The following is a 23667-nucleotide window of genomic DNA, read 5'->3' on the forward strand; positions in this document are numbered from 1 at the left end:
AAACAACAGAACACTGGAACCCTGCATGAAACGTCTGCTGCATCCGCTCTCGCCCGCCACGGGCGCGGCACCTTTAGAAGACTATATCGACCCCACTTTTTCCGCCACCGTCATCGCCTGGCAAAAGCAGCATGGCCGCCATGCGCTGCCGTGGCAAAACACGCGCGACGCCTACCTGATCTGGCTGTCCGAAATCATGCTGCAGCAAACCCAGGTCACCGCCGTACTCGGTTACTACGCGCGCTTCCTCGAACGCTTCCCCACCCTGCGCGACCTCGCCAGCGCGCCCGTCGAAGACGTGATGGCGCAGTGGAGCGGCCTTGGCTACTACACGCGGGCGCGCAACCTGCACAAGTGCGCGCAGCGCGTGGTGGCCGAATACGACGGCGTCTTCCCCAGCGATCCGGCCCTGCTGGCCGACCTGCCCGGCATCGGCCGCTCGACGGCCGCCGCCATCTCCGCGTTTTCCAGCGGCACGCGCGCGGCCATCATGGACGGCAACGTCAAGCGCGTCTTCGCGCGCGCGTTCGGCATCGATGCCTACCCCGGCGAAAAACGCGTCGAGGAAGCCATGTGGCGCCGCGCCGAGGCGCTGCTGCCGGAGACTGGCATCGAAGCCTACACGCAGGGCTTGATGGACTTCGGCGCCACCCTGTGCACGCGCAGCAGCCCCGATTGCGGCCGCTGCCCGCTGCAGCCGCGCTGCGTGGCCTACGCCACCCATCGGGTCAAAGACTTACCGGTGCGCAAACCGAAGAAAACCAGCCCGGAAAAACACGCGGTCATGCTCGTCGTCATCGACGATGGCCAGGTGCTGCTGGAGCAGCGCCCCGGCTCCGGCATCTGGGGCGGCTTGCTGTCGCTGCCGGAACTCGATGGCCACGTGCTGGCCGATGCAGACTGTCCGCGCGACATCGACCAGGATGCGCTGGCGCGCGCCGTGGCGCCCTTCGGCGCCATCGAGACGCAGGAACGGCTGCTGCCCATCGTGCACGTGTTTACCCACTACAAACTGCACATCGTCCCCTGCCGCATCACCCTGGCGCGCCGTCTGGCGCTGGCCGGAGAGTCCACCCACGTCTGGTACGACGGCGCGAACATCGCCGACGCGCCGCTGCCGGCGCCCATCAAGAAACTGCTGCTGGACCTGTTCGGCGATGCGCGTTCGGCGCAGCGCAGCATGTTCTAGTGCGCAGGCTTGTCGTACTGGCGCTGGCGGCGCTGTGTTGGCACGGCGTTCAAGCGGCCGACGAACTGCCAGAGGTGAGAATAGGCGTGCTGGCCTACAAGGGCGGCGACGCCGTGCAGCAGGACTGGTCGTACGTGACGCGCCACCTGCAAGCCAGCATCCCCGGCATCCGTTTTACATTGGCCGACTACGACCAGGCGGGATTGACGCGCGCCGTGCAGTCGCAAGCCATCGCCTTCGCCATCACCAGCAGCGGCCATTACGTGGCGCTGGAACACAGCGATGGAGCCAGCCGCATCGCCACGCTCGAATCGCCATGGACGGACTCGCCGCGCCAGGCCATCGGCTCGGCCATCGTCGTGCGCAGCGCGTCGCCGCTGCACGACCTGGCCGACCTGGCGGGCAAGAACGTGATGGCGGTGGCGCCCGACGCCTTTGGCGGCTACCAGATCGCCGCGCGCGAACTGCGCGAAGCGGGCATCGATCCCACGCATGATTTCGCCAGCCTGCGCTACAGCGGCTTTCCCTCGCAGCAGATCGTCGACGCCGTGCGCGCCGGGCGCATGGATGCGGGCATCGTGCGCACCTGTTTGCTGGAACAGATGGTGGCGCGCGGCGAAGTGCGCGCCGAGGAACTGCGCGTGATCACCACGCGCCCGATTCCCGGTTTTCGCTGCGCCAGCTCGTCGCGGCTATATCCGGACTGGCCCTTCGTGGCCCTGCGCCAGACGCCGCCCGCGCTGGCAAAAAAAGTGGCGCAAGCCCTGCTGGCCATGCCGCGCACCGAGGAAGGCTACAGCTGGACGGTGCCCAGCGATTACCAGATCGTCGATGAACTGTTCCGCGACCTGCGCATCGGTCCCTACGCCTATCTGGACAAGCTGACGTTCGAGACGGCGCTGCGCCGCTACTGGGGCTGGATGCTGCTGGTGCTGGCCCTGCTCGTCGCCTGGGCCGTGCACACGGTGCGCGTGGAATACCTGGTCAGCCGGCGCACGGAGCAACTGCGCGCCGCCCAGCACCAGCAGCGCGCGCTGGAAGAGCAGGCGCGCCAGCGCCAGGCCACGCTCGATCACACGGCGCGCCTGGCGATTCTGGGCGAGATGGCCAGCGCCATCGCGCACGAATTGAACCAGCCGCTGGCGGCCATCGGCAATTTCGCGCGCGGCATGGCGCGCCGCATCGCGGCGGGCCGGCTCGACGCGGCGCCGCTGCTCGACGGCGCGCAGGAAATCGCCACGCAAAGCGAACGCGCGGGCGCCATCATGGGTCACATCCGCGCGATGGCGCAAAAGCGTCCCGCGCACAGCACGGCCTTCGCCCTGGCCGACGCCGTGGAGCAGGCGGTCTCGCTGTTCCGCGCGGCCCATCCGCAAGCCAATATCAGCTGGCGCCACGAGGCGGCCAGCGCGGCACCGCGCGTGCTGGCCGACCCACAGCAAGTGCAGCAGGTGCTGCTCAATTTACTGAAAAATGCGCTCGATGCGCAGGTGGAAAACGACAATCCGCAGCATGCCATCGGCGTGCTGCTGCACCGCGAAAACGGCGCCTGCACGGTGGCCGTGCGCGATGCCGGCTGCGGCCTGCAGGCGGCGCAGATGGCGCGCCTGTTCGAGCCCTTCTTCACCACCAAGGCCGAAGGCCTGGGCCTGGGCATGTCGCTCAGCAAAAGCATCATCGAATCGTTCGGCGGCAGCCTGTCGGCGCACGCCAACGCCGATGCGCCGGGCTTGACGGTCTGGTTCCGCCTGCCCGAAGATAGCGGCATGGCAGCACATCAGGAAACACCAGAGGAAACACCATGAACGAAAGCGATGCCATCATCTTTGTCGTCGACGACGATGCCGCCATGCGCCGCTCGCTGGCCTATCTGTTCGATTCGGCCGGCTGGCAAGTGCAGGCGTTTGAATCGGCGCGCGATTTCCTGCAGCGCTATGCCGGCCATGCGCCCGGCTGTCTGCTGCTCGACGTGCGCATGCCCATGATGAGCGGGCTGGAACTGCAACAGGAGCTGGCGCGCCATGCGATCTCCTTGCCCGTGATTTTCCTCAGCGGCCACGGCGACCTGGCCATGGCCGTGCAAACGATGAAGGCGGGCGCCTGCGATTTTCTGGAAAAACCATGCAAGGACCAGGTATTGCTGGACGCCGTCTCGCGCGCCGTGGCCCGCAGCGTGGAAGAAAGCCGCAGCGCCGCCAGCGCGAATACGGCGCAATCGGCGCTGGCCAGGCTCACTGCACGCGAGCGCGAAGTGGCCCTGCTGATGGCCGAAGGCAAAGCCTCGAAAGTCATCGCCCGCGAACTGGGCATCAGCGACAAGACGGTGCAGGTGCACCGCCATAACACGATGGAAAAACTGGGCCTGCATTCAGCAGCCGAGGTGGCCCGGCTGCTGATGGCGGGTGGACAAATCTAGGCCCGCACGATGCGCGCCGGCAGTCCCTGCCGCACCGACGTGCCCGACACGGGATCGACAAACACGTTCTTGTCGCCGCGGCTCGGATCCGTCAACCCCAGGTCGTTCAGGTTGATGCCCGCGCCGATGGCCGGCTCGTCGGGCTGGCGCAGCTTGCCGATGCGGTGGGCGCGCGCGCCGTGCTCCTTGTGGCCGAAACCATGTTCGACGGCGATCACGCCCCGTTGCACGCCATGGCGCAGCATCACCGTGGCCCTGGCCCTGCCGCCCGGCGTTTCCAGGTAAATAGCATCGCCATTTTCCAGCTTCAGGCGCGCCGCATCGTCGGGATGCACGGCGACCGGGTTGTCCGGATGGATGCCGCGCAAGCGCCGCGCGCCGATACTGTAGGAGTTCTGCAGCGCCGATTTAAAGCTGATCAACTCGAACGGCCATTCGCTGGCCGGATAGGTCTTGCGCACCGGCGTGCCGTCGGCAAACGCCGCCACGCGCCAGGCGGGCGTGCCGGGGAAGCGCTTGCCGCTCAAGCTGTTCTTGCTCACACCCAGGCCCTCGTTGTACAGCATCATCGGTTTCAGATAGCGGTGCGTGGACCAGTCCTGCGGATACGGCGTGTCGTCGACGACCGGTGCGGGCGCCGCCGGCGCCTTGGGATTCGCCGGCGGCGGCAGGCGCAGGCCGAACATCTCGCCATAGCTCTGGTAACGCCCTCCCCGCGCCAGCATGAAGGCCACCTTGCGCCACTCTTCCGGCTTCAGGGTGCGCTCCAGTTCGGGGCGGATGCGCGCCACGCCGGACAGCACGATGTCGTCGTCACTGGCCTCCGGCACCGCCGTTTTTCCCTGCCAGGCGATGTTGGCGCCGCCGCGCAGATACCAGTCTTCCGCGCGCTGCAGGGGGAAGCGCTGGCCATCCATGTCCTGCAAGGCTTCTGAACCGAAACCGGGCAAGTCCATCGTTTTCGCCAGCGCGATGAAGAACGATTCCATGCAGATGGTCTGGCCGTCTGGCGTCTTTTGCACGCGCGGCTCGACCACGGGCCAGCGCGCCGTGCTCATTTTGACGGGCATGCCGCCCCAGGCGCCAGCCCAGCCCCAGCTTTCGTACAGCAGGGTGTCGGGCAGCAGGTAGTCGGCAAATGCGGAGCTTTCATTGATGAAGGGGTCGATGGCGACGATCAGGGGAATCTTCTTCGGATCGGCCAGCTCCTTGCCGATCTGCGCGCGCAAGCCCGTGATGCCGTAGACGGGATTGCAGCTCCACAGGATCAGCGCCTTCAGGGTGTACGGATAGCCGTTCATGGCGCTAGTGAGCCATTCGGTGGCCAGCGCGGGCGCGTTCGGATACCACGGCGCCTTGGCCGGATACGCCTTGCCCGCTTCCTTCTTCAGCTTGAATTCCGAGGTTTTTTCATATGGCACATTGCGCCCGATCGGCATGCCGGCCGCCTTGATCTCGTCGTCGAAGCTTTCGAGGTTATAGCGCGGACCGGGACCCGCATCCTTGAAGCTGCCGCCGTTGACGAGGGTGCCGCCCTTGCGGTTCAAATTGCCGATCAGGGTGTTGAGCATGACGAGCGCATACGCGTTATAGAAGCCCGCGCCCGACATCATGCCGCCGTGCGCATTGACGGCGGCGCGCTTGCCGTGGCTGGTGAGTTCCTGCGCCAGGCCTTCGATGATGTCGCGCGTGATGCCGCAGGCAGCCGAATACTCGTCCATGCTGTGGCGCTGCGCTTCCTCGTTGAGCATCGTCATGGCCGTCTTCAGGTGCAGCGGCGCGCCCGCCACGTCCAGCGGGCCGTCGAAGAACAGCCGCGCCTCGCCCTTGGCGGCATTGTGCGGCACGATGGCTTGCGTGGCGGCGTCGATCACGCAGAAGGCGTCGCCATCCTTGTAGCGCTCTTCTTCCGCCAGCTCCACCGCGCCGATGTCCGACGCGCGCAGGTAGCGGCCATCGCGCGGATGGCCCTTCTCGCTGATGATCAGGTGCGTGGCGTTGCACCAGGCGGCTTCGCCGGCCGCTTCCGCCACCTTCAGGTTCGGCTGCACGAGGAAGTTGCGGTCATAGCGTTCATGTTCGATGATCCAGCGGATCATCGCCATGGCCAGCGCGCCATCCGTGCCCGGCTTGATCGGTACCCAGCGGCTGCGGTCTCCCGCCGCGAGGCTGTCCGCGTTCGTCAGCACGGGATCGACGACGACGTAGCTGAACTCGCGCTTGCCCGAACGGGCCTTGGCGATCAGCGTGCCCTGGCGCTTGAACGGATTGCCCGCATTGCCGGGCGCCGTACCGACGAAGATGCAAAATTCCGTGTTTTCCAGGTCCACTTTCGCGTGCGGCATTTTCTTCATGTCGCCGAACATGGCGCCCGAGCCGCTGCGGTACGCGCCGCCGCAATACGAGCCGTGGTTGACCAGGTTCAGACTGCCGTACGACTGCTTGAAAAAACGCGTGCCGAACGCCAGGCGGCCATCGTCCGTGCTGCACATCAAACCCACCTGGTTCACTTGCGGCCCAAGTTCCGGCTGCGCCGGATCGATCGGTTTTTCCAGCTCGCGCAAGGCGCGCAAGCCCTGCACGTGGCCTTCGCCAAACAGGTCGCCGCCTTCCGTCACCTCCTTCACCAGCTGGTCGAAGGCGATCGGTTCCCACTGGCCGCCGCCGCGCGGTCCCACGCGCTTCATGGGCGCCAGCACGCGGAACGGCGACTCCATCTGTTCCAGCACGCCGTTGCCGCGGCCGCAAGCGGTGGAGCGCCCTTTCAAGCCCTTTTCCTGGAAGCGCGACAGCGACACAAAGCTGTCGCGTATCGAGGTCTGGTAAGGCAGCGCCGGATCGGCCGACAGGGGGCTGTACGGGTTGCCCGCCACGCGCAGCACCTTGCCGCTCTTTTTATCGAGGCGCACGCGCACGCCGCAAAACGTGGTGCAGCCCATGCACATGGTGTAGCTGACCTGCTGGTCGGGGTTGACCGTCAGCTTGCCCGTGGCCGTATCGACGGAAAACTCGGGCGGCAGCGAATTGCCGTGCAGTTTCTGCACGGGTTTGTCCTTGCCCAGCGCATGGTCGACCATGCGGCCGGCCGTGGTGGAAAAGCTGGCGGCAAACGCGGCCAGTCCGCCGCCGATGGCGCCGTAGCGCAGCAGCTTGCGGCGTTTTTCGCTTTCGTCGTCAGGGACGTCGTTGTTTTTTTGTTCGTTCATTATTCTCTCCTCAGTGCGTGGCCATGGCGGGACGGCTGCGTGCGGCGACGACGCGTCCGGCCCATGGCAAAAATTCCAGCATCAGCAACAGCAGCGCGATCCACAGGCCGGCCGTGCCGATGATCCCCATCAAGCCATCGTTCCCCATCGGCAGGTGGTAGTCGTACAGGCCCGCGCCCGTTTTCGGGATCGTCTGGCCGCCGATGAAAATCGTCCAGCGCATCATCCACGCGCTGTGCAGCGCGATCAGGCCGTTGACCAGGCCGCTGCTGGCAGGGCGCCAGATGGCCAGGGCCATCGGCACGATGGACGACAGCACGGCCCACACGGCCGTGAACTGCCATTGCGGCATGCCCGCCACCTGGGTGAAGGCCATGCTGTGGCTGGCGCTCACGCCGGACAGGCTGACGAACAGCCAGCCGCCGCCCAGCGCCAGCACCAGCGCCAGCGACAGGGCCAGCGCGCGGTTCAAGGACACCTCCAGCGCCTGGTCGCGGCCCGGCAGGAAGCGGTTGAACAGCAGCGCCAGGCCCACCGCCCCGACAAAGGCCGTGGCAGCAAATTGCGCCGGCAGGAAAGGCGTGAACCACAGGGGCCTGGCGCGCACCACCATCACTTCCATGCCCGTGTACAGTCCGACGACAAAGGCGGCGAGCAAGGTGAAGGCGGCGGCGATGCGGATGGCCCGCAAGGAAGCGGCGCCACCGCGCCCCAGCAGGCGATAGGCGAAGGCCAGACGGTCCTGGCCCTGCCCCCGCGCGGCGAAGTCGCTGCGCAGCGCCAGCCAGGCGTACAGCATCAAACAGCCCAGATACAGGGGGATGAAGAACGAGCCCCACGACATCCACGACTGTGGCTGGAAGTAAATATAGAAATGGTAGAAGCGGCCCGGCCCGTGCAAGTCGGCCAGCAGCGCCACGGGCGCCGTCACGCCGCAGACGAGGGACGCCAGCAGCGCGATGCGTCCCAGGCGCTCATACGCCTTGCGGCCGAAAACGAAGTACGGCAGGGTCAGCATGAAGCTGCCGTAACTGAGGCCGATGAGGAAAAAATACTGCACCGCCCACGGCAGCCATGCCGCTTCGCGCGTGACGTTGAGAATTTCGGTGATGTGGCTGTCCATGGTTTATTTCCCGTGTTTGCTCGGTTGCCAAAGTGTCGCTTCGCCCTCGACGTGGCCGGCGAAGCGCGTATCGAGTCCCAGGTAGAACACGTGGGGCTGGGTGCCCTGCTCGGGTTTGAGCACCTTCACCTTGTTCTCGGTGAGCAGCTGATGCACCATGCTGTCCGGGTCATTCAGGTCGCCGAAGATGCGCGCGCCGCCCACGCAGGTTTCCACGCAGGCCGGCAGCAAGCCTTCGTCGACGCGGTGCGCGCAGAACGTGCATTTGTCGGCCTTGCCCGTCTCGTGGTTGATGAAGCGCGCGTCGTACGGACAGGCTTGCACGCAGTAGGCGCAGCCCACGCAGCGGTCGCCGTCGACGACGACGACGCCATCCTTGCGCTGGAAGGTGGCGCCCACGGGACAGACGGGAATGCAGGGGGGATTGGCGCAGTGGTTGCACAGGCGCGGCAGCATGTAGGTACCGCAGCGGTTCTCTTCCTTGACTTCATAGGTCGAGACGACGGTGCGGAAGCTGTTTTCCGGCACGGCGTTTTCCATGATGCAGGAGACGGTACAAGCCTGGCAGCCGATGCATTTCTGTACGTCGACCACCATCGCCCAGCGCTGGCCGCCTTCGCCCTTGGTGGCGGCCTTGCCGGGCAGCGGCGCGATGGCCGCGCCGATGGTTACGGCTGGCAAGGCGCGCAAGAAACTGCGGCGCGATTCAATCATGACACTCTCCTTGACTATGGGCGGCAAGCCCTTGTTGACTTGCTGCCATGATAGAAAAGAAGGTGCTGCGGGGGTATTGGGGTGATCGGGTGGTGACCTAGATGATCATGCCAATTGACAGGCGCAATGAATGGGGGTAATGCGCTTACAGCTCGTCGAGCGAATACAGCCGGCGATGCTCGCGGATCGCGTAGCGGTCCGTCATGCCGGCGATGTAGTCGGCGATCTTGCGCGCCTGCTTGGTCACATCATCGCCATTGACCTGATAGTCGGGCGGCAGCAGGGCCGGTTCGGCCATGAAGCTGTCGTACAGTTCGCGCACGATGCGGCTCGCTTTGACGCGCATGCGGTTGACCTGGTAGTGGCGGTACAGGTTCGCCCTCAAGAAGCGTTTCAGCTCCGTTGCATCCTTGCGCATGGCGTCCGAAAAACGGATCAATGGCGGGCTGGCGCGCACTTCGCTGACGTCTCGGGGAGCGGCGTCGAGGATCAGGGCATTCGACGTGACGATCAGATCGTCGGCCAGGGCCGTGATCAGGCGGCGCAGGGTTTCGTAGATGGCGCGCCGGCCCGACAGGCCGGGAAACGCCTGCTGCACGTCGCGCCACAGGCGGCCGAAGAACTCCACCTCTTCCAGCTGGGCGATGGTGATCAGGCCGGAGCGCAGGCCGTCGTCGATATCGTGGCTGTTGTAGGCGATTTCATCGGCCAGGTTGGTCAGCTGCGCTTCCAGGGTCGGTTGCGTGCGGTCGATGAAGCGCTGCGCCACAGGGCCCAGTTCGCGCGCATGCGCCAACGAGCAGTGTTTCAAGATGCCTTCGCGCGTCTCGAACATCAGGTTCAAGCCATCGAAGGCGCCGTAATGCTCTTCCAGCGTGTCGACCACGCGCAGGCTTTGCAGGTTGTGCTCGAAGCCGCCGTGCGCCTGCATGCATTCATTGAGCACATCCTGGCCCACGTGGCCGAACGGCGTGTGGCCCAGGTCATGCGCGAGCGCGATGGCTTCGACCAGGTCTTCGTTCAGGCGCAGGTTGCGCGCGATGGAGCGCCCCACTTGCGCCACTTCCAGGCTGTGCGTCAGGCGCGTGCGGAACAGGTCTCCCTCGTGGTTGAGGAAAACCTGGGTCTTGTATTCGAGGCGGCGGAAGGCCGAGGAATGGATGATGCGGTCGCGGTCGCGCTGGAACTGGCTGCGCGAGGCGTGCGGCGCCTCGGCAAAGCGACGTCCCTGCCCCTGTGCCGAATGGGCCGCGTACGGAGCGAGGAAGTCTTCCGGCAGCATGCTATTGCACTCCGGCGGCCAGGGTGGCCAGCACCAGTTCGTGCGGCGCGGACGTGATGCACGGGCTGCCCAACGGTTTCAAGAGGATGAACTTGATGGCGCCGCCCTCGTTCTTCTTGTCCACTTCCATCAGTTCCAGCCAGCGCTCCACGCCCAGATCCGGCGCCTTCACGGGCAGGCCGGCGGCGGCGACGAGTTGGCGCACGCGCTCGACGGCCGCCTGGTCGATATAGCCCATGCGGCAAGACAGGTCGGCCGCCATCACCATGCCGCAGCCGACGGCTTCGCCGTGCAGCCAGTGGCCGTAGCCGAGGCCCGCCTCGATGGCGTGGCCGAAGGTGTGGCCGAAGTTCAGGATGGCGCGCAAGCCGCCTTCGCGCTCGTCCTGGCGCACCACGTCGGCCTTGATTTCGCACGAGCGGGCGATGGCATACGCGAGGGCGCCCTTGTCGCGCGCCATCAGCTTGGCCATGTTCGCCTCGATCCAGTCGAAAAACGCCGCGTCGATGATGGCGCCATGCTTGATCACTTCGGCCAGGCCGGCCGACAGCTCGCGCGCCGGCAGGGTTTCCAGGGTCGAGGTGTCGGCGATCACGGCGCGCGGCTGGTAGAAGGCGCCGATCATGTTCTTGCCCAGCGGGTGGTTGATGCCCGTCTTGCCGCCGACGGAGGAATCGACCTGCGCCAGCAGGGTGGTGGGCACCTGCACGAAGCCGATGCCGCGCATGTAGCTGGCCGCCGCATAGCCGGTCAGGTCGCCGATCACGCCGCCGCCCAGCGCCACCAGGGTGGTCTTGCGGTCGCATTTGTTGGCCAGCAGCGCGTCGAAGATCTGCATCAGGCTGGCCCAGTTCTTATATTCTTCGCCGTCCGGCAAGACGATACAGATCACTTCGCGGCCATCGCTGGCCAGCGCCGCCTGCAGGCGGCCCAGGTACAGCGGCGCGACGGTGGTATTGGTGACGATGGCCACCTTGTGGCCGCTGATATGGCGCAGCAGCGCATCGGCGTCGGCCAGCAGGCCGGGACCGATGGCGATCGGATAACTGCGCTCGTCGAGGTCTACGCTCAACAACATTTTGGATTGCTCGTTCATCGAAGGCTCTGCATGAATGACGCAGTTGGGCGAGGCCTCGCATTCGAGGCTGGCCAGCTGCATCAGGATGGTCTGAACCATCGATTGTACGTTAGGACGGCCCGTGTCGATCACAATGTCGGCCACTTCCATGTAATGGGGCTCGCGCTGCGACGTCAATTCCTCGAGTTTTTTGCGCGGGTCCGCCGTCTGCAGCAGCGGGCGGTTCTTGTCATGGCTGGTGCGCGCGAGAATGTTGCTGACGCTGGCGCGCAGGTAGACGACCGTGCCCCGCTCCTTCAGATAGGCGCGGCTGTCGGCGTTGAGGATGGCCCCGCCGCCGGTGGCCATGACAATGCCTTCCTGGGCGCTCAGGTCGCGGATCACCTCGGCCTCGCGCCGGCGAAAGCTGGCCTCGCCCTCGATTTCAAAGATCCACGGGATGGTCGCTCCCGTGCGTGCCTCGATTTCGTGGTCGGAATCGACAAAGCGCAAGCCCAGCTTGCGGGCCAGGATGCGCCCGATCGTGGTTTTTCCTGCGCCCATGAGGCCTACTAAAAACAGATTTTGCATGTGCTGCGACAGTTAATTTGGATTACGACAATCAGTGGCTTGCCCATACGGACTCAGGACGCCTGGAGGTGAAACATCCACGCGGTTAAAGTCCGTAGCCAGCCCCGGAAGCAAAGTGTAACCGACATAAGTTGCCTCCGTCCCGGAACTATTGCCACGAATCGTCAATTCGACGTCCAGCCAGTTGGCCCTGTCGCGCGGATAAGTCAGGGTGACGATCGCAGTTCCCGAGCTGTCGGTCTTGCCGCCGGTCGACAAATTGAGCGGAATGCCCGGGTCGAGACGGCCATTGAGGTTGAAGTCGTTATTCGGATTGAAGGTGCCGCTGCGGTCCCGGTCTTCATTGTCACAGGCGTTCGCGGTCCTCACGACGATCCACGACTGGGCACTCTGGGAATATTGCAGATAGCCTTTGTAATAATAGCGGGGCCAGGCGGCGGCCGTGATGATCACGTCCGGCACGGGGTTACCGGCGGCGTCCGTCACAAACACGCTATACGTCTTGCGATAGGTGCTGCTGTCGGAGGCGTCGAGCGCATTGCCGCTGCCGGCGCTGATGAACAGCGACTTTTTCGTCACCGTCAGCTTGACCGTGGCGGCATTGCTCGACACGCCCTGCAGTTGCGCCTTGACAACGACGCCATCGACACCGGTGGTGCCCTGCCCCGCGATGTAGCTGACCGTGGCCACGCCGTCGCTGTCGGTGACGACCAGCGAAGGCGAACTCAGGGAACCATTGCTGGCATCGGCCTGGATCGAAAAGCTCACCTGGGCATTCTTGACCAGGTTGTTTTCCACCGTGCCATCGCGCACGATGGCGCGCAAGGCACTGCGCTGCGCCGTGCTGCCGGCCGTATTGGCGCCGATGACCGCCGGGTCGGCTTGCAGGCTAATCGTGGACTGGGCCGTCAATGGCGCAACGAACTCCACTTCCGACTGTACCGAGGCGCCGCTGCCTTCGTACTGCGCCGTCAGGGCGGTCAGGCCGGCGCCGCTGGCCTGTACGTAGGCGATGGCATTGCCTCCCACCAGCGCCAGCGGCGCCTGCAATGGCGTGCCGCAGGCGGCATCCTGGTAGATGGCACCGCGCGACGTACTGAAACGCACATTGCCCGTTTGTGGCACGCCAGCCACATCGCTATGCACCGTCACGGCATAACAGGTGTTCGTGTTCAGGGCGGTCAACGCCACATTGCCGCCCGACACGGCATTGATCGTGAAGTTCGATGCATTAATTGTAATTGGCAACACAACGCTGTCGCCCTGCGCCTTGACGCTGATGCTGTCGCTGCTGCCCGCCTGGGCGTTGTAGCTCAACACCAGCTGGCCGTTGTTGTCGGTCAACGCGGGACTGGCGCCGCCGCCCTTGACCGTGATGGCATTGCTGCGCGCGCTGAAGGTGACCGGCTTGCCGACGAGGGGATTGCCGCTCGAGTCGACCAGCTTGACCACCATGTCGGTGCTCGTCTTCAGGTTCACCGTCGAAAAGGCATTGATGACCAGCCGGGTGCCGCTGACGCCGATGTCCGTGCTGGCCGTTTGCGCGCCTGCGCTGGCCGTGACCTTGATCGTGCGCAAACTGGCATCGCCACCTGTATTCAGGCTGACCTGCGCCTGTCCCTGCGCATTGGTGCTGACCTTGGTCGCGCCAAGCGCGCCCGAATCGGCGGCGAACGTCACGCTGGCATTGGGCACGACGGCATTGTTGGCATCTTTGACAAAGGCGATCACGTTGACGGCGGTACCGCCCGACGAAGCAAGCGTGCCACCGGAAGACGTCAGCAGCAAGCTGGCAATGCCGGAGGTGACGGGCACTACTTTCACCACCACGGGAGCCGATTCAACGCCGCCGCTGCTGGCCTTGATGGTAATGTCGCGCAAGCTCGCATCGCCTTTCACGCTGAGTTTTTCCGTCACCGTGCCATTGGCATCCGTCACGCGATTGGTATTGCTGATGATGCCGGAACTGGCGGTGAAGGTCACCGTCTGGCCTGTCATGGCATTATTGCCAGGATTTTTCACCACGACTGTCAGCACGACTTCCGTGCCATCCGCGCCCGAAGCAACAATCGTTGTTGCACCAGCAACCAATACCACACTGCCAACGCCGGCATTGGCGCCATCCTTGACGCCCAGGGTCGGATCGCCGCCACCGCCGCCACACGCGGCCAGCAAGGCGCCCAGCGCCAGCAAGACCAGCCAATTCGATACCCGACTCCAATAAGTGTTGCCCCAAGATACATTCCGCATAGTCGCCATCAGTCCGCTTTCGTTTGCATTGTTACTTAAACGTAAAGATGTGACATTAACGTGTTGCTGGCCGATCTGCCACTATTTTCGGCGTAATAAACACCATCAGTTCCGTTTTTTCTTGACTGCGGCCCGTGCTGCGGAAAAAAACACCGAGCACGGGGATGTCGCCAAGAATCGGCACCTTGCTGTCCGTACCCCGTTCCGATTGCTGATAGATGCCGCCCAGCACCACCGTGCCGCCGTCCTCCACCATCACCTGCGTGCGCACGTGCTTGGTGTCGATGGCGAAGCCGGAACGGGTTTCCTGGCCCACGCTGTCCTTGTTGACGTCCACTTCCAGCACCACATTGCCGTCCGGCGTGATCTGCGGCGTCACTTCGAGGCGCAGATTCGCCTTGCGGAAGGTGATCGACGTGGCGCCGCTGCTGGTGGCCACCTGGTACGGCAGTTCGATGCCCTGCTCGATCAGCGCCAGCACCTTGTCGGCCGTCACCACGCGAGGGCTGGAAATGATCTTGCCCCTGCCATCCGCTTCCAGTGCCGACAGTTCCAGGTTCAAAAAGCGGTTGGCGGCCGCCGAAAACAGGCTCAGGGCGAAACTGGCCGGCTGCAAGCCATTGATGCTGGCGGCCGGCAAGTTGACGAATTGCGTATTCGGCACGAAGGCGCCGCTGCCTGCCACCGTTTGCCCCGTCGCCTCGCCCACGCCCTGATAGCTGCCGCCGATGGCCGCGCGGCGCCCGCTGCCGCCCAGGGAAAAGCCGGGCAGCTGGCCCGCCGCCAGGCGCTGGTCCGTAAAACCCAGGCGCGCGCCCAGGTTGCGGCTGAAACTGTCGTTCGCCTCGACGATGCGCGCCTCGATCATCACTTGTCGCGTAGCAATATCTGTCTTGGCGATCAGCTGCCGGATCTGTTCCAGGCGCGCCGGCACGTCGGTGACGAACAGCTGGTTGGTGCGCGGCTCGATCAGCACGCTGCCACGGCGCGACAGCAAGCGGCTGCGCCCTTCCCCCGCATCGAGACCGAACACGGTGCGGAATGCTTCGGCCTTCTGGTAATTGAGCTGGAAGATGGCCGATTGCAGCGGTTCCAGCTCGGCGATCTGCGCGCGCGTTTCGAGCTCCAGCTTTTCGCGCGCCAGCATTTCCTCGCGCGGCGCGATCCACAGCACGTTGCCGTTGCGCCGCATGTCGAGGCCCTTGGCCTGCAGCAGCACGTCGAGCGCCTGGTCCCACGGCAAGTCGCGCAGGCGCAGGGTCACATTGCCCGCCACGCTGTCGCTGGCGATGATGTTTTGCCCAGACGCATCGGCCAGGATGTGCAGGGCGGCGCGCACGCCCACGTTCTGGAAATCGACGGAAATCTTCTCGCCAGCGTACAAGCGCGGGGCCGACACGTGTACCACGGCTTCCTGGGCCAGGCCGTCGGCATGCAGACACAGCATGGCGGCCACGAGCATGCGGCGCGGCCTCATGGCGCCGCCTCGGGCAGGCTGGCCTTTGCCCCCGTCACTTGCAAGGCCAGGCTGCCGCGCCGCTCGCGCCAGGGACCATCGGCCTCGCGCAACAATTCACGGTACTGCACGGCCTGTTGACTGATGTCCGTCACCACGCCGTGGTCTTGCCCCAGATACTGGCCCACCGCCACCCGGTACACGCGCTGGCCCGCCAGCAGCAACGCGCTCAGGCGACCGTCCTGTTGCACGCTGCCGACCATGCTGATGCCCGGCAAGGCCACGCTTTCCAGCGGTTCGCGCACGCGGCGCGGGTCGGGCCCCGCCACAGCGCCCCGCTGCCCCGGCGCACCGGCCGGCGGCAAGGCAGCAAAAGGATCGGCCAGGGCGGCGGCCGCATAAGAGTACGGCGCGACAGCGGCAAGCGGACGCCATGCCGGCGCGGCGGCTGGCGCATCCGCTTTGGGCGCCAGAGCCGCTTGCGCCGCCAGCTCCCCCGCTGCGGGCAAGCGATACGATTGCAGCACGGCGTCGAGGGTCAGCAGACGATCCTTGCCGAGGGTCAAGGCCAGTTCGTGCACCGTGACGATGCGCGGCAGGCGCGCCAGGTCCGCCAGCAGCGCGCCCATGGCGTGATAGCCGCCGCGCAACTGTATCGCGATCGGCAAGGCGACATACGGCGCCTGCGGTCGGGCCGCGCCCGGCTTGAACAGGGAAAATTGCAGCCCGCGCGACTGACCTGCGTCATTAATCTGCGTCAACAGCAGCGCCATCGCTTGCTGGTCGGGCAGTTGCTGTTCCAGCAAGGCCAGCTCGGCGCCGGCCTGGCGCTGCTGTGCGCGCCATTGCGGCAACTGCGTCGCCCTGGCCTGCGCCGACAGATGGGCGGCGCGCAAGCGGGCCTGCTCGCCTTGCGCCACCTGCAGGGCCGCACGCAGTCCATCGAGCCACGCCAGGTGCAGCAGGGCCGCCACCAGCGTAGCGGCCAGGGCGGCGCAAGCGAGGCGCGCAGGTAGCGGCCACAGCGACGCGGTCTTCAAGCTCAGCATGATCAACCTCCTGGATTAGGGTGCCAAAGCCAGCCGTACCGTCCATTCCACGGCGCCATCGGCCGCGCCGCGCACTTCCACCAATGCCGGGCGGGACCAGGGCGCCGCCTGCTCCAGCGCCAGCAGCAGTGCCGCGACCTTGTCCTGCGACACGGCCTGCCCCTGCAAGCGCACCATTGCTGTTTCCTGGCGCACGCTATGCAAGGTCACGCCGGCCGGCATCGCCCGGGCCAGCGCGTCCAGCATGCGCACCCAGGCATTGCGCTGCTCCTGCAAACGGGCCATGGCCTGCTGGCGCAGCAACAGCGCCGCCGTTTCGCCCCGCACCCGCTTGCCGCTGGCGAGGACGGCATCGACTTGCTGCATGGCACTGCGCCAGCCCTCCTGGCGGCGCAGCTGCGCGTCGAGCTGGTGTTGCAGCCAGGCGCCCGTCGCCAGGGCCAGCAGCAATCCCAGCAGCGCCCCGCCCGCCAGTTGCCACAGCAACAGCTGAATTCGCCGGCGTCGTGCCGCCTGGCGATATGGCAACAGGTTGATGCGTTGCACTTGCGTCAGGCGCATCATCGGGCGTACCGGTGCAAGGCCAGGCCCCAGGCCAGCTGGTAGGGCACGCCACCGTCGGGCAAGACTTGCCAGCCCCCCTGCGCGAGCGCCGCCTGCAAGGCCAGCGCCTCGCTATCCATGACGACGGCCAGCAAGCCCGCCGCCGTCGCCGCCTCGATACGGCGCAGCACGCTGGCGCGCCGCGCCGCCACCAGCAACACCTCGACCTCCTTGCCTGGCGCTCCGGCCAGCGGCGGCGTGGGGCCGAGAATGAAGAAATCCAGGCTGGCGTCTTCCAGCGCAAACGGCATGTATTGCGCCGCTTCCAGTTCCACGAGGATTTCCAGCTGTTCCTCCGGCAATCCGGCGGGCAGACGGAGCGCATGCGTGATCAGGGCCGTGGCCGGCATGGCCAGCGCCACCCGCGTGCAGGCGCTGCCACTGTCGCGGTGGGCCTGGCGCAAGGCATCGGCCAGGCCCGCCATGTCCTCGACATTGCCCTCCAATATCACGCCGGGGGCCAGCGCGGCGGCGCCGCAATGCCGGCACGACAGTTTTCCCCGCCGGCGCCTCAACTCCACCATGCGCACGGCATCGTCCGCGATATCGACGCCCAGCAAGCCGATGCCAAGAAAATTGCTGACGGACATGTTTTTCATGGAGAAACGTGAGCGTGGGAGGAGTGAGCGCCATCCGAAAGCCTAGTCCCGGCAGCGCTGGCTTGTAAATGGATTTCACGCCGGAGCCTGCGGCGTGCGGCGCCTATCTTGCCGGGCCCTGATCTGGCGCAGAATAATTGTTACCAAATCCTGGTTGCCAGCGGGCCAATACACGCTTATATAGAGTATCGGCAAGTTCCGACTGTCCCCCCGGCAAGCGCCACGGCGCGCTGCCACCCCGGCAAGCTCGCTTATAATTGGCCGGCATAATTAACCGAAAGACATACGACGCATGACATCTTCAAAATCCGCCGCCCCCGCTGGCTCGAAGCCGCCCGCCAAGGGCAGCAAACCCAAACGTTTCCTGCTGATGGCCCTGGTATCGCTGCTGGGCCTGGGCATCGTCGGCGTCTTGCTGGTGGTCTTTGGCCTGGCCATGGCCTATCCGAACCTGCCGGCGCTCGATACCCTGACCGATTACAAGCCAAAGATGCCGCTGCGCGTGTTCACGTCCGACAGTGTGCTGATCGGCGAGTTCGGCGAAGAGCGGCGCAACATGGTGCACATCAAGGATATTCCCGATGTCATGAAGAAAGCCGTGCTGGCCATCGAAGATGACCGCTTCTATGAACATGGCGGCGTCGATTACCTGGGCATCACGCGCGCGGCGCTGCACAACCTGACGGGCGGTGCCAAGCAAGGCGCCTCGACCATCACGCAACAGGTGGCGCGCAACTTCTTCCTGTCCAGCGAACAGACCTTGAAACGCAAGGCATATGAAGTCTTGCTGGCCTGGAAGATCGAGAAAAACCTCAGCAAGGACCAGATCCTCGAAGTGTATATGAACCAGATTTATCTGGGACAGCGCGCCTACGGCTTCGCCTCGGCCGCGCAAATCTATTTCGGCAAGAATATCCAGGACCTGACCGTGGCCGAAGCGGCCATGCTGGCCGGCTTGCCGAAGGCGCCGTCCGCCTACAATCCCGTCGTCAATCCGAAACGCGCGCGCATGCGCCAGCAATACATCCTGCAGCGCATGGCACAGCTGGGCTACATCACGCCGGCGCAATACGAAGAAGCGAAAAATGAAGAGCTGAAAGTGAAAACCGACAGCAGCGCCTTCGGCGTGCACGCGGAATACGTGTCGGAAATGGCGCGCCAGCTCGTCTACGAGCAATTCAAGGAAGATACCTATACGCGCGGCCTGAACGTCTACACCACCATCACCAAGGCCGACCAGGACGCCGCCTACATCGCCTTGCGCAAGGGCGTGATGGATTACGAGAAACGCCACGGTTACCGCGGCCCGGAAGCCTACATCGAGATTCCAAAAACCAAGGCCGAAGCGGATGACGCGATCGAAACGGAACTGGCCGACCATCCGGACAGCGACGACATCATCGCCGCCATGGTGCTGCAAGCGTCGCCCAAGTCCTTGCAGGCAGTCACCTCGGCCGGCGAGGAAATCACCATTACCGGCCCCGGCCTGACCTTCGGCGCGGCCTGGCTGTCGGAAAAAGCGGCGCCGAACCGCCGCATCAAGCGCGGCGCCGTGATCCGCGTCATGCAGGAGGGCAATGCCTGGGTCTTGACGCAGATGCCGGAAGTGCAATCGGCGTTCGTCTCGGCCAGCACCACGGACGGCGCCATCCGCGCCATGGTGGGCGGCTTCGATTACAACCGCAACAAGTTCAACCACGTCACGCAGGCGTGGCGCCAGCCCGGTTCCGCCTTCAAGCCCTTCATCTATTCCGCCTCGCTGGAACGGGGCCTGTCGCCGGCCACCATCATCAACGATGCGCCGATTTCATTTGACGCGGGCCAGACGGGCGGCCAGGCGTGGGAACCGAAGAACTACGACAGCAAATACGATGGTCCGATGACCATGCGCAAGGGTCTGATGAAATCGAAAAACATGATTTCCATCCGCATCCTGCACAAGATCGGCGCCAAGTACGGCCAGGAATACGCGACGCGTTTCGGCTTTGACGCGGACAAGAACCCGCCCTACCTGACCCTGGCCCTGGGCGCCGGCAACGTGACGCCGCTGCAGATGGCGGGCGCGTATGCCGTGTTCGCCAACGGCGGCTACAAGATCAACCCGTATCTGATCGCCAAGGTGACCGATAGCGATGGCAATATCCTGTCGCAAGCCAAGCCGGACCTGGCGGGCGAGGAAGCCAACCGTGTCATCGACGAGCGCAACGCCTTCATGATGAACAGCATGCTCAACGACGTCGTGCGCTTCGGCACGGCGAACAAGGCCATGGCCTTGAAGCGCCCTGACCTGGCCGGCAAGACGGGCACGACCAACGATTCCATCGACGCGTGGTTCGCCGGCTACCAGGCCAAGCTGGTGGGCATCGCCTGGATCGGCTACGACCAGCCGCGCAACCTGGGCAACCGGGAAACGGGCGGCGGCCTGGCCTTGCCGATCTGGATCAGCTACATGGCGAAAGCCCTGAAAAGCATTCCCGTCGAGGAACGCGCCGTGCCGGAAGGCCTGATCCACGTGGGCGACGAGTATTACTATGCGGAAAATCCACCGGGCACGGGCGTGGGCAGCCTGGAAGGCGCCGCGCGCGGCACGCCGGAGGAAGAGAAAGCCAAGGAAGCCGTGAAAAATGAATTGTTTTAAGCGGTAATCATGCAAAAAGGGCGGACTGAACAGTCTGCCCTTTTTTATTGCGCGCGGCTAAAACAATTACTTCAGTACCACGGGCGCACCCGCCTGCTCGCTGGCCATGCTGGACAGGGCCGCAAACAGTTCGGAGCCGTCGCGCGTATTGATCCACTCGTCGCCAACGCGCTTGTAGTGAAAGCCGCCGGAACGGGCCGCCACCCACATTTCTCGCATGGGGGCCTGGCTATTGACGATAATTTTCGTGCCGTTATCGATGAATTCGATTTCCAGCACATTGCCGCTGCGGCTGCATTCGACGTCGAGCACGTCTTCATCGTTCAGCCGGTCCAGCGCCGCCTCGATCTGGGTCAGGGTGGCTTCGGCCAGGGCCAGGAATTCCGATTCGCTCATGCTACACTCCAAAGATCTTAATCAAACCGTGATTCTAATCGTGAAGTCATCCTCAGCGTTTTATATCGGCATTGCCATTGTGGTCTCTAGCGTCCTGGCCGGCTGCGGCCAGCCCGGTCCCCTGTACCTGCCCAAGCCGCCAGCGGCCAAGGGCGCACCGGCCAAAGGCCCCGTCGAACCGGCGCCCGTGCCGCCGCCACCGGTCATCGTGCCGGCCACCTAAACGGAACGCACCGAGGTGGCGACATGCGCCGCCCTGGCGCTTTTGACTCGCTTGCTCCAGGCGAAATACACGCGAATTAACAGCAGTACCGCGACGATGGCACCGAATAGTATCGGTTGCGCGAAATTGTGCTTGCCCGCCTTCATCCACCAGAAGTGCAGGATGCCCAGCGGTGCGATAACATAGATCAGCCGGTGCAGCCACTGCCAGCGCTTGCCCCCCAGGCTTTTCACCATGCCGTTCGTGCTCGTCACGGCCAGCGGAATGAGCAGCACGAAGGCGATGAAGCCCACCGTGATGAACGGGCGCTTGAGCACATCCTTCCACATTTCCTGCACATCAAAGAAGTGATCGAACCATAAGAAAGTGGTGAAGTGCAATGTCGCGTAGAAAAACGCGAACAGGCCCAGCATGCGCCGCAGCTTGATCAGCCAATTCCACTGCGTGAAGCGCCGCAAAGGCGTGACCGCCAGGCTGATGCACAAGAAATACAGGGTCCAGTCGCCCGTGCCGCGCGTGATGAATTCCAGCGGCTCCACCAACTGCCCCGTGTACGTCAGCCAGACCATGCGTGCGAACGGCAGCAGCGCCAGCAGGAAGATCAGGCTTTTCAGCAGCGACAGCTGTTTGCTCGTGGGGTTGATGGCCATGGTCTGTCCTTAAAAGAATTTCTTCAGGTCCATGCCCGTATACAGCGAGGCCACGTCGTTGTAGCCGTTGAACATCAGGGTCTTGCGCTTGCGCGTGAGAAAACCGTCTTCGCCGATGCGCCGCTCGGAAGCTTGTGACCAGCGCGGATGATCGACGTTCGGGTTCACGTTCGAGTAAAAACCGTATTCGGACGGCGCCGACAGGTTCCAGGACGTGCGCGGCTGTTCCTTGACGAAACGGATCTTGACGATGGATTTGGCGGACTTGAAACCATATTTCCACGGTAACACCATGCGCACGGGCGCGCCATTCTGGTTGGGCAAGGTTTCGCCATACATGCCCAGGGTCAGCAACGCCAGCGGATGGTTCGCTTCGTCGATGCGCAAGCCTTCCGTATACGGCCACTGCAGCACGCGGCTGCCCACGCCAGGCATCTGTTTCTTGTCGGCCAGGGTGATGAATTCCACGTACTTGGCATTGCCCGTCGGCTCGACCTTCTTGATAATTTCCGAGAAGGAGTAACCGACCCACGGGATGACCATCGACCAGCCCTCCACGCAACGCAGCCGGTACACGCGCTCTTCCAGCGGCGCCAGCTTCAACAAGGCATCGAGGTCCAGGGTCATCGGCTTTTTCACTTCGCCTTCGATGCTGACCGTCCACGGCCGCGTGCGCAAGGTGCCCGCGTTTTGCGCCGGGTCGCTCTTGTCCGTGCCGAATTCGTAGAAATTGTTGTAGCTGGTGGCGTCTTTATAGGCCGTCTGCTTTTCCAGCGCCGAATAGGCGGGATTGAGTTTGGCAGCCAGCTTGGGATTCGTGCCTTGCGCGAAGGCTTCGCGGCTGGCCATTTCCAGCAAGGCTGCGCTGGACATCGAGCCCAGCGCCACTTGCTTGATGAAGCTGCGACGCGATTCGAACACGGCGCGTGGCGTGATTTCGGAAGAATACGGCAACTCAATGCCGTTGGGACTGCGCTTGATCAACATGGCGGCTCCGGGAAAAGGTGATTGAATGTACCTTACACCAGTTTTCCCGGGCCGTTCATGACGCTTCTGTCATTAAAGCTTTCCGTAAGAGTGCAGGCCGGAAAGGAACATATTCACGCCCAAAAACGCGAACGTCGTCACCAGCAGACCCACCAGCGCCCACCACGAGGCGACGCGGCCACGCAAGCCCGTCATCAATCGCATGTGCAGCCAGGCTGCATAGTTGAGCCAAACGATCAGCGCCCACGTTTCCTTCGGGTCCCACGACCAGTAGCCGCCCCATGCCTCGGCTGCCCACAAGGCGCCCAGGATGGTCGCTACCGTGAAGAAAGCGAAGCCGACGGAAATGGCCTTGTACATCACGTCGTCGAGCACTTCCAGCGACGGCAGGCGGTCGACCAGGTAGCCGCTCGATTTGAGCAGATAGGCCGCCGCCACCATGGCCGACAGGGCGAACGTACCATAGCCGATGAAGTTGGCCGGCACATGGATCTTCATCCACCAGCTTTGCAGGGCCGGCACCAGCGGCTGGATTTCGGCCGCGTCGCGCGTGACCGTGTACCACATCAGGAACACGACGGCCGCCGAAATGACCAGCATGACGAAGGCGCCCAGCTGGCGCGTCGCATAATGTTGCTCGTAGTACAGATAGAACATGGCCGTGATCAAGGAAAACAGGATGAACACTTCATACAGGTTCGACACGGGAATGTGGCCCACGTCGGCGCCGATCAGGTAAGACTCGTACCAGCGCACCAGCATGCCCGTCAGGCCCAGCACCACGCCGGCCCAGCACAGCAGGGAGCCGACGGAGGAGCCGAATTCCGAGCGCGCCACCAGGCCGATCCAGTAGAACAGGGTCGACAGCACGAACAGGGTGCCCATCCACAGGATGGCGGACTGGCTCGACAAGATGTACTTCAGGAAGAATTTCTGGTTCGCCATCTCCAGGTGGCCCGCGTACAGCTCGATGGCGAACAGCGACAGCACAGCCGCCAGGGGAATCAGCCAGCGCACGGGCTTCCAGTGCCAGCCCAGCCACGCGAACGTGGGCGCCGCGGCCAGCAGGATGGCCTTCTCATAGATATCCATGAAGGCGCCAAAGCGCATCAGGCCGAACAGGGAGGCGGCCAGCAAGCCGGCGCCATACAGCCAATCGATCAGGCTCAGGCGCTTGAAAAATCCTGGTTCCTGCGTATATATTTGCTTGTTTGCCAATTCCATCATTTTCTCCATTC

18 protein-coding genes and 1 pseudogene are annotated in these 23667 nt (G+C 64.2%); 5 read left to right on the forward strand and 14 right to left on the reverse strand.

Going from position 1 to position 23667, the window contains the following annotated elements:
• Positions 1-25 precede the first annotated feature (25 nt).
• From mutY to GCN78_RS14215, 3 genes are read left to right on the forward strand one after another with little or no spacing between them, the layout of a single operon-like run.
• On the forward strand, positions 26-1189 hold the full coding sequence (gene mutY / locus GCN78_RS14205; protein WP_152252287.1) for an A/G-specific adenine glycosylase: 1164 nt from the start codon (positions 26-28) through the stop codon (positions 1187-1189).
• A complete protein-coding gene (locus GCN78_RS14210) occupies positions 1189-2994 on the forward strand; it encodes a sensor histidine kinase (RefSeq protein WP_193316734.1) in 1806 nt (601 codons plus the stop codon). Before mutY ends, GCN78_RS14210 begins: the two co-directional genes overlap by 1 nt.
• Positions 2991-3605 (forward strand): response regulator transcription factor, encoded by a 615-nt coding sequence (locus GCN78_RS14215; RefSeq protein ID WP_152252289.1) that lies wholly within the window; start codon positions 2991-2993, stop codon positions 3603-3605. The genes GCN78_RS14210 and GCN78_RS14215 overlap by 4 nt, the downstream gene beginning before the upstream one ends.
• Here the strand turns inward: GCN78_RS14215 and GCN78_RS14220 are convergent.
• The 10 genes and pseudogenes from GCN78_RS14220 to pilM all read right to left on the reverse strand — a co-directional run bounded on the left by GCN78_RS14220 (position 3602) and on the right by pilM (position 17535).
• Positions 3602-6811, reverse strand: coding sequence for a molybdopterin dinucleotide binding domain-containing protein (locus GCN78_RS14220; RefSeq protein WP_152252290.1), 3210 nt, complete (start codon positions 6809-6811; stop codon positions 3602-3604). The two genes, GCN78_RS14215 and GCN78_RS14220, sit on opposite strands and share 4 nt — an antisense overlap.
• A 10-nt stretch (positions 6812-6821) precedes the next feature.
• The gene (gene nrfD, locus GCN78_RS14225) at positions 6822-7934 is read right to left on the reverse strand and encodes an NrfD/PsrC family molybdoenzyme membrane anchor subunit (RefSeq protein WP_152252291.1); all 1113 of its coding nucleotides are present in this window, start codon (positions 7932-7934) and stop codon (positions 6822-6824) included.
• 3 nt (positions 7935-7937) lie between these two features.
• On the reverse strand, positions 7938-8648 hold the full coding sequence (gene dsrO / locus GCN78_RS14230; protein WP_152252292.1) for a sulfate reduction electron transfer complex DsrMKJOP subunit DsrO: 711 nt from the start codon (positions 8646-8648) through the stop codon (positions 7938-7940).
• A 145-nt stretch (positions 8649-8793) separates the two neighbouring features.
• Positions 8794-9930 (reverse strand): deoxyguanosinetriphosphate triphosphohydrolase, encoded by a 1137-nt coding sequence (locus GCN78_RS14235; protein WP_152252293.1) that lies wholly within the window; start codon positions 9928-9930, stop codon positions 8794-8796.
• A gap of 1 nt (position 9931) precedes the next feature.
• On the reverse strand, positions 9932-11551 hold the full coding sequence (gene aroKB / locus GCN78_RS14240) for a bifunctional shikimate kinase/3-dehydroquinate synthase AroKB (RefSeq protein ID WP_413465209.1): 1620 nt from the start codon (positions 11549-11551) through the stop codon (positions 9932-9934).
• 39 nt (positions 11552-11590) lie between these two features.
• The gene (locus GCN78_RS14245; RefSeq protein ID WP_226939638.1) at positions 11591-13828 is read right to left on the reverse strand and encodes a beta strand repeat-containing protein; all 2238 of its coding nucleotides are present in this window, start codon (positions 13826-13828) and stop codon (positions 11591-11593) included.
• Between the two features lie 55 nt (positions 13829-13883).
• Positions 13884-15209: pseudogene (locus GCN78_RS14250) on the reverse strand (type IV pilus secretin PilQ); the annotation flags it as partial.
• 92 nt (positions 15210-15301) lie between these two features.
• On the reverse strand, positions 15302-16333 hold the full coding sequence (locus tag GCN78_RS14255; protein ID WP_152252296.1) for a pilus assembly protein PilP: 1032 nt from the start codon (positions 16331-16333) through the stop codon (positions 15302-15304).
• A gap of 15 nt (positions 16334-16348) precedes the next feature.
• Positions 16349-16897, reverse strand: a complete 549-nt coding sequence (locus GCN78_RS14260; protein WP_152252297.1) for a PilN domain-containing protein — start codon at positions 16895-16897, stop codon at positions 16349-16351.
• Positions 16894-17535, reverse strand: coding sequence for a pilus assembly protein PilM (gene pilM, locus GCN78_RS14265; RefSeq protein ID WP_152252298.1), 642 nt, complete (start codon positions 17533-17535; stop codon positions 16894-16896). The genes GCN78_RS14260 and pilM overlap by 4 nt, the downstream gene beginning before the upstream one ends.
• Positions 17536-17827: 292 nt before the next feature.
• Between pilM and GCN78_RS14270 the strand changes: the two genes are divergently transcribed.
• Positions 17828-20173 (forward strand): penicillin-binding protein 1A, encoded by a 2346-nt coding sequence (locus GCN78_RS14270; protein ID WP_152252299.1) that lies wholly within the window; start codon positions 17828-17830, stop codon positions 20171-20173.
• A 66-nt stretch (positions 20174-20239) separates the two neighbouring features.
• On the opposite strand, the gene cyaY is transcribed toward GCN78_RS14270, so the two are convergent.
• Entirely contained in the window at positions 20240-20569 is a 330-nt protein-coding gene (gene cyaY / locus GCN78_RS14275) for an iron donor protein CyaY (RefSeq protein ID WP_092802037.1), read from the reverse strand.
• Here cyaY and lptM point away from each other — a divergent pair.
• Complete coding sequence (lptM, locus tag GCN78_RS29710) at positions 20568-20792, forward strand: LPS translocon maturation chaperone LptM (RefSeq protein ID WP_099409297.1); 225 nt, start codon at positions 20568-20570, stop codon at positions 20790-20792. The two genes, cyaY and lptM, sit on opposite strands and share 2 nt — an antisense overlap.
• Here the strand turns inward: lptM and GCN78_RS14285 are convergent.
• The 3 genes from GCN78_RS14285 to ccsB all read right to left on the reverse strand — a co-directional run bounded on the left by GCN78_RS14285 (position 20789) and on the right by ccsB (position 23653).
• The gene (locus GCN78_RS14285) at positions 20789-21442 is read right to left on the reverse strand and encodes a protein-methionine-sulfoxide reductase heme-binding subunit MsrQ (protein WP_152252300.1); all 654 of its coding nucleotides are present in this window, start codon (positions 21440-21442) and stop codon (positions 20789-20791) included. The genes lptM and GCN78_RS14285 overlap by 4 nt on opposite strands.
• A 9-nt stretch (positions 21443-21451) precedes the next feature.
• The gene (gene msrP, locus GCN78_RS14290; RefSeq protein WP_152252301.1) at positions 21452-22429 is read right to left on the reverse strand and encodes a protein-methionine-sulfoxide reductase catalytic subunit MsrP; all 978 of its coding nucleotides are present in this window, start codon (positions 22427-22429) and stop codon (positions 21452-21454) included.
• A gap of 72 nt (positions 22430-22501) precedes the next feature.
• Complete coding sequence (gene ccsB, locus GCN78_RS14295) at positions 22502-23653, reverse strand: c-type cytochrome biogenesis protein CcsB (RefSeq protein WP_152252335.1); 1152 nt, start codon at positions 23651-23653, stop codon at positions 22502-22504.
• Positions 23654-23667: the final 14 nt, after the last annotated feature.

The sequence above is a fragment of the Janthinobacterium rivuli genome (assembly GCF_009208735.1).
In the GTDB taxonomy this organism is placed as follows: domain Bacteria; phylum Pseudomonadota; class Gammaproteobacteria; order Burkholderiales; family Burkholderiaceae_D; genus Janthinobacterium.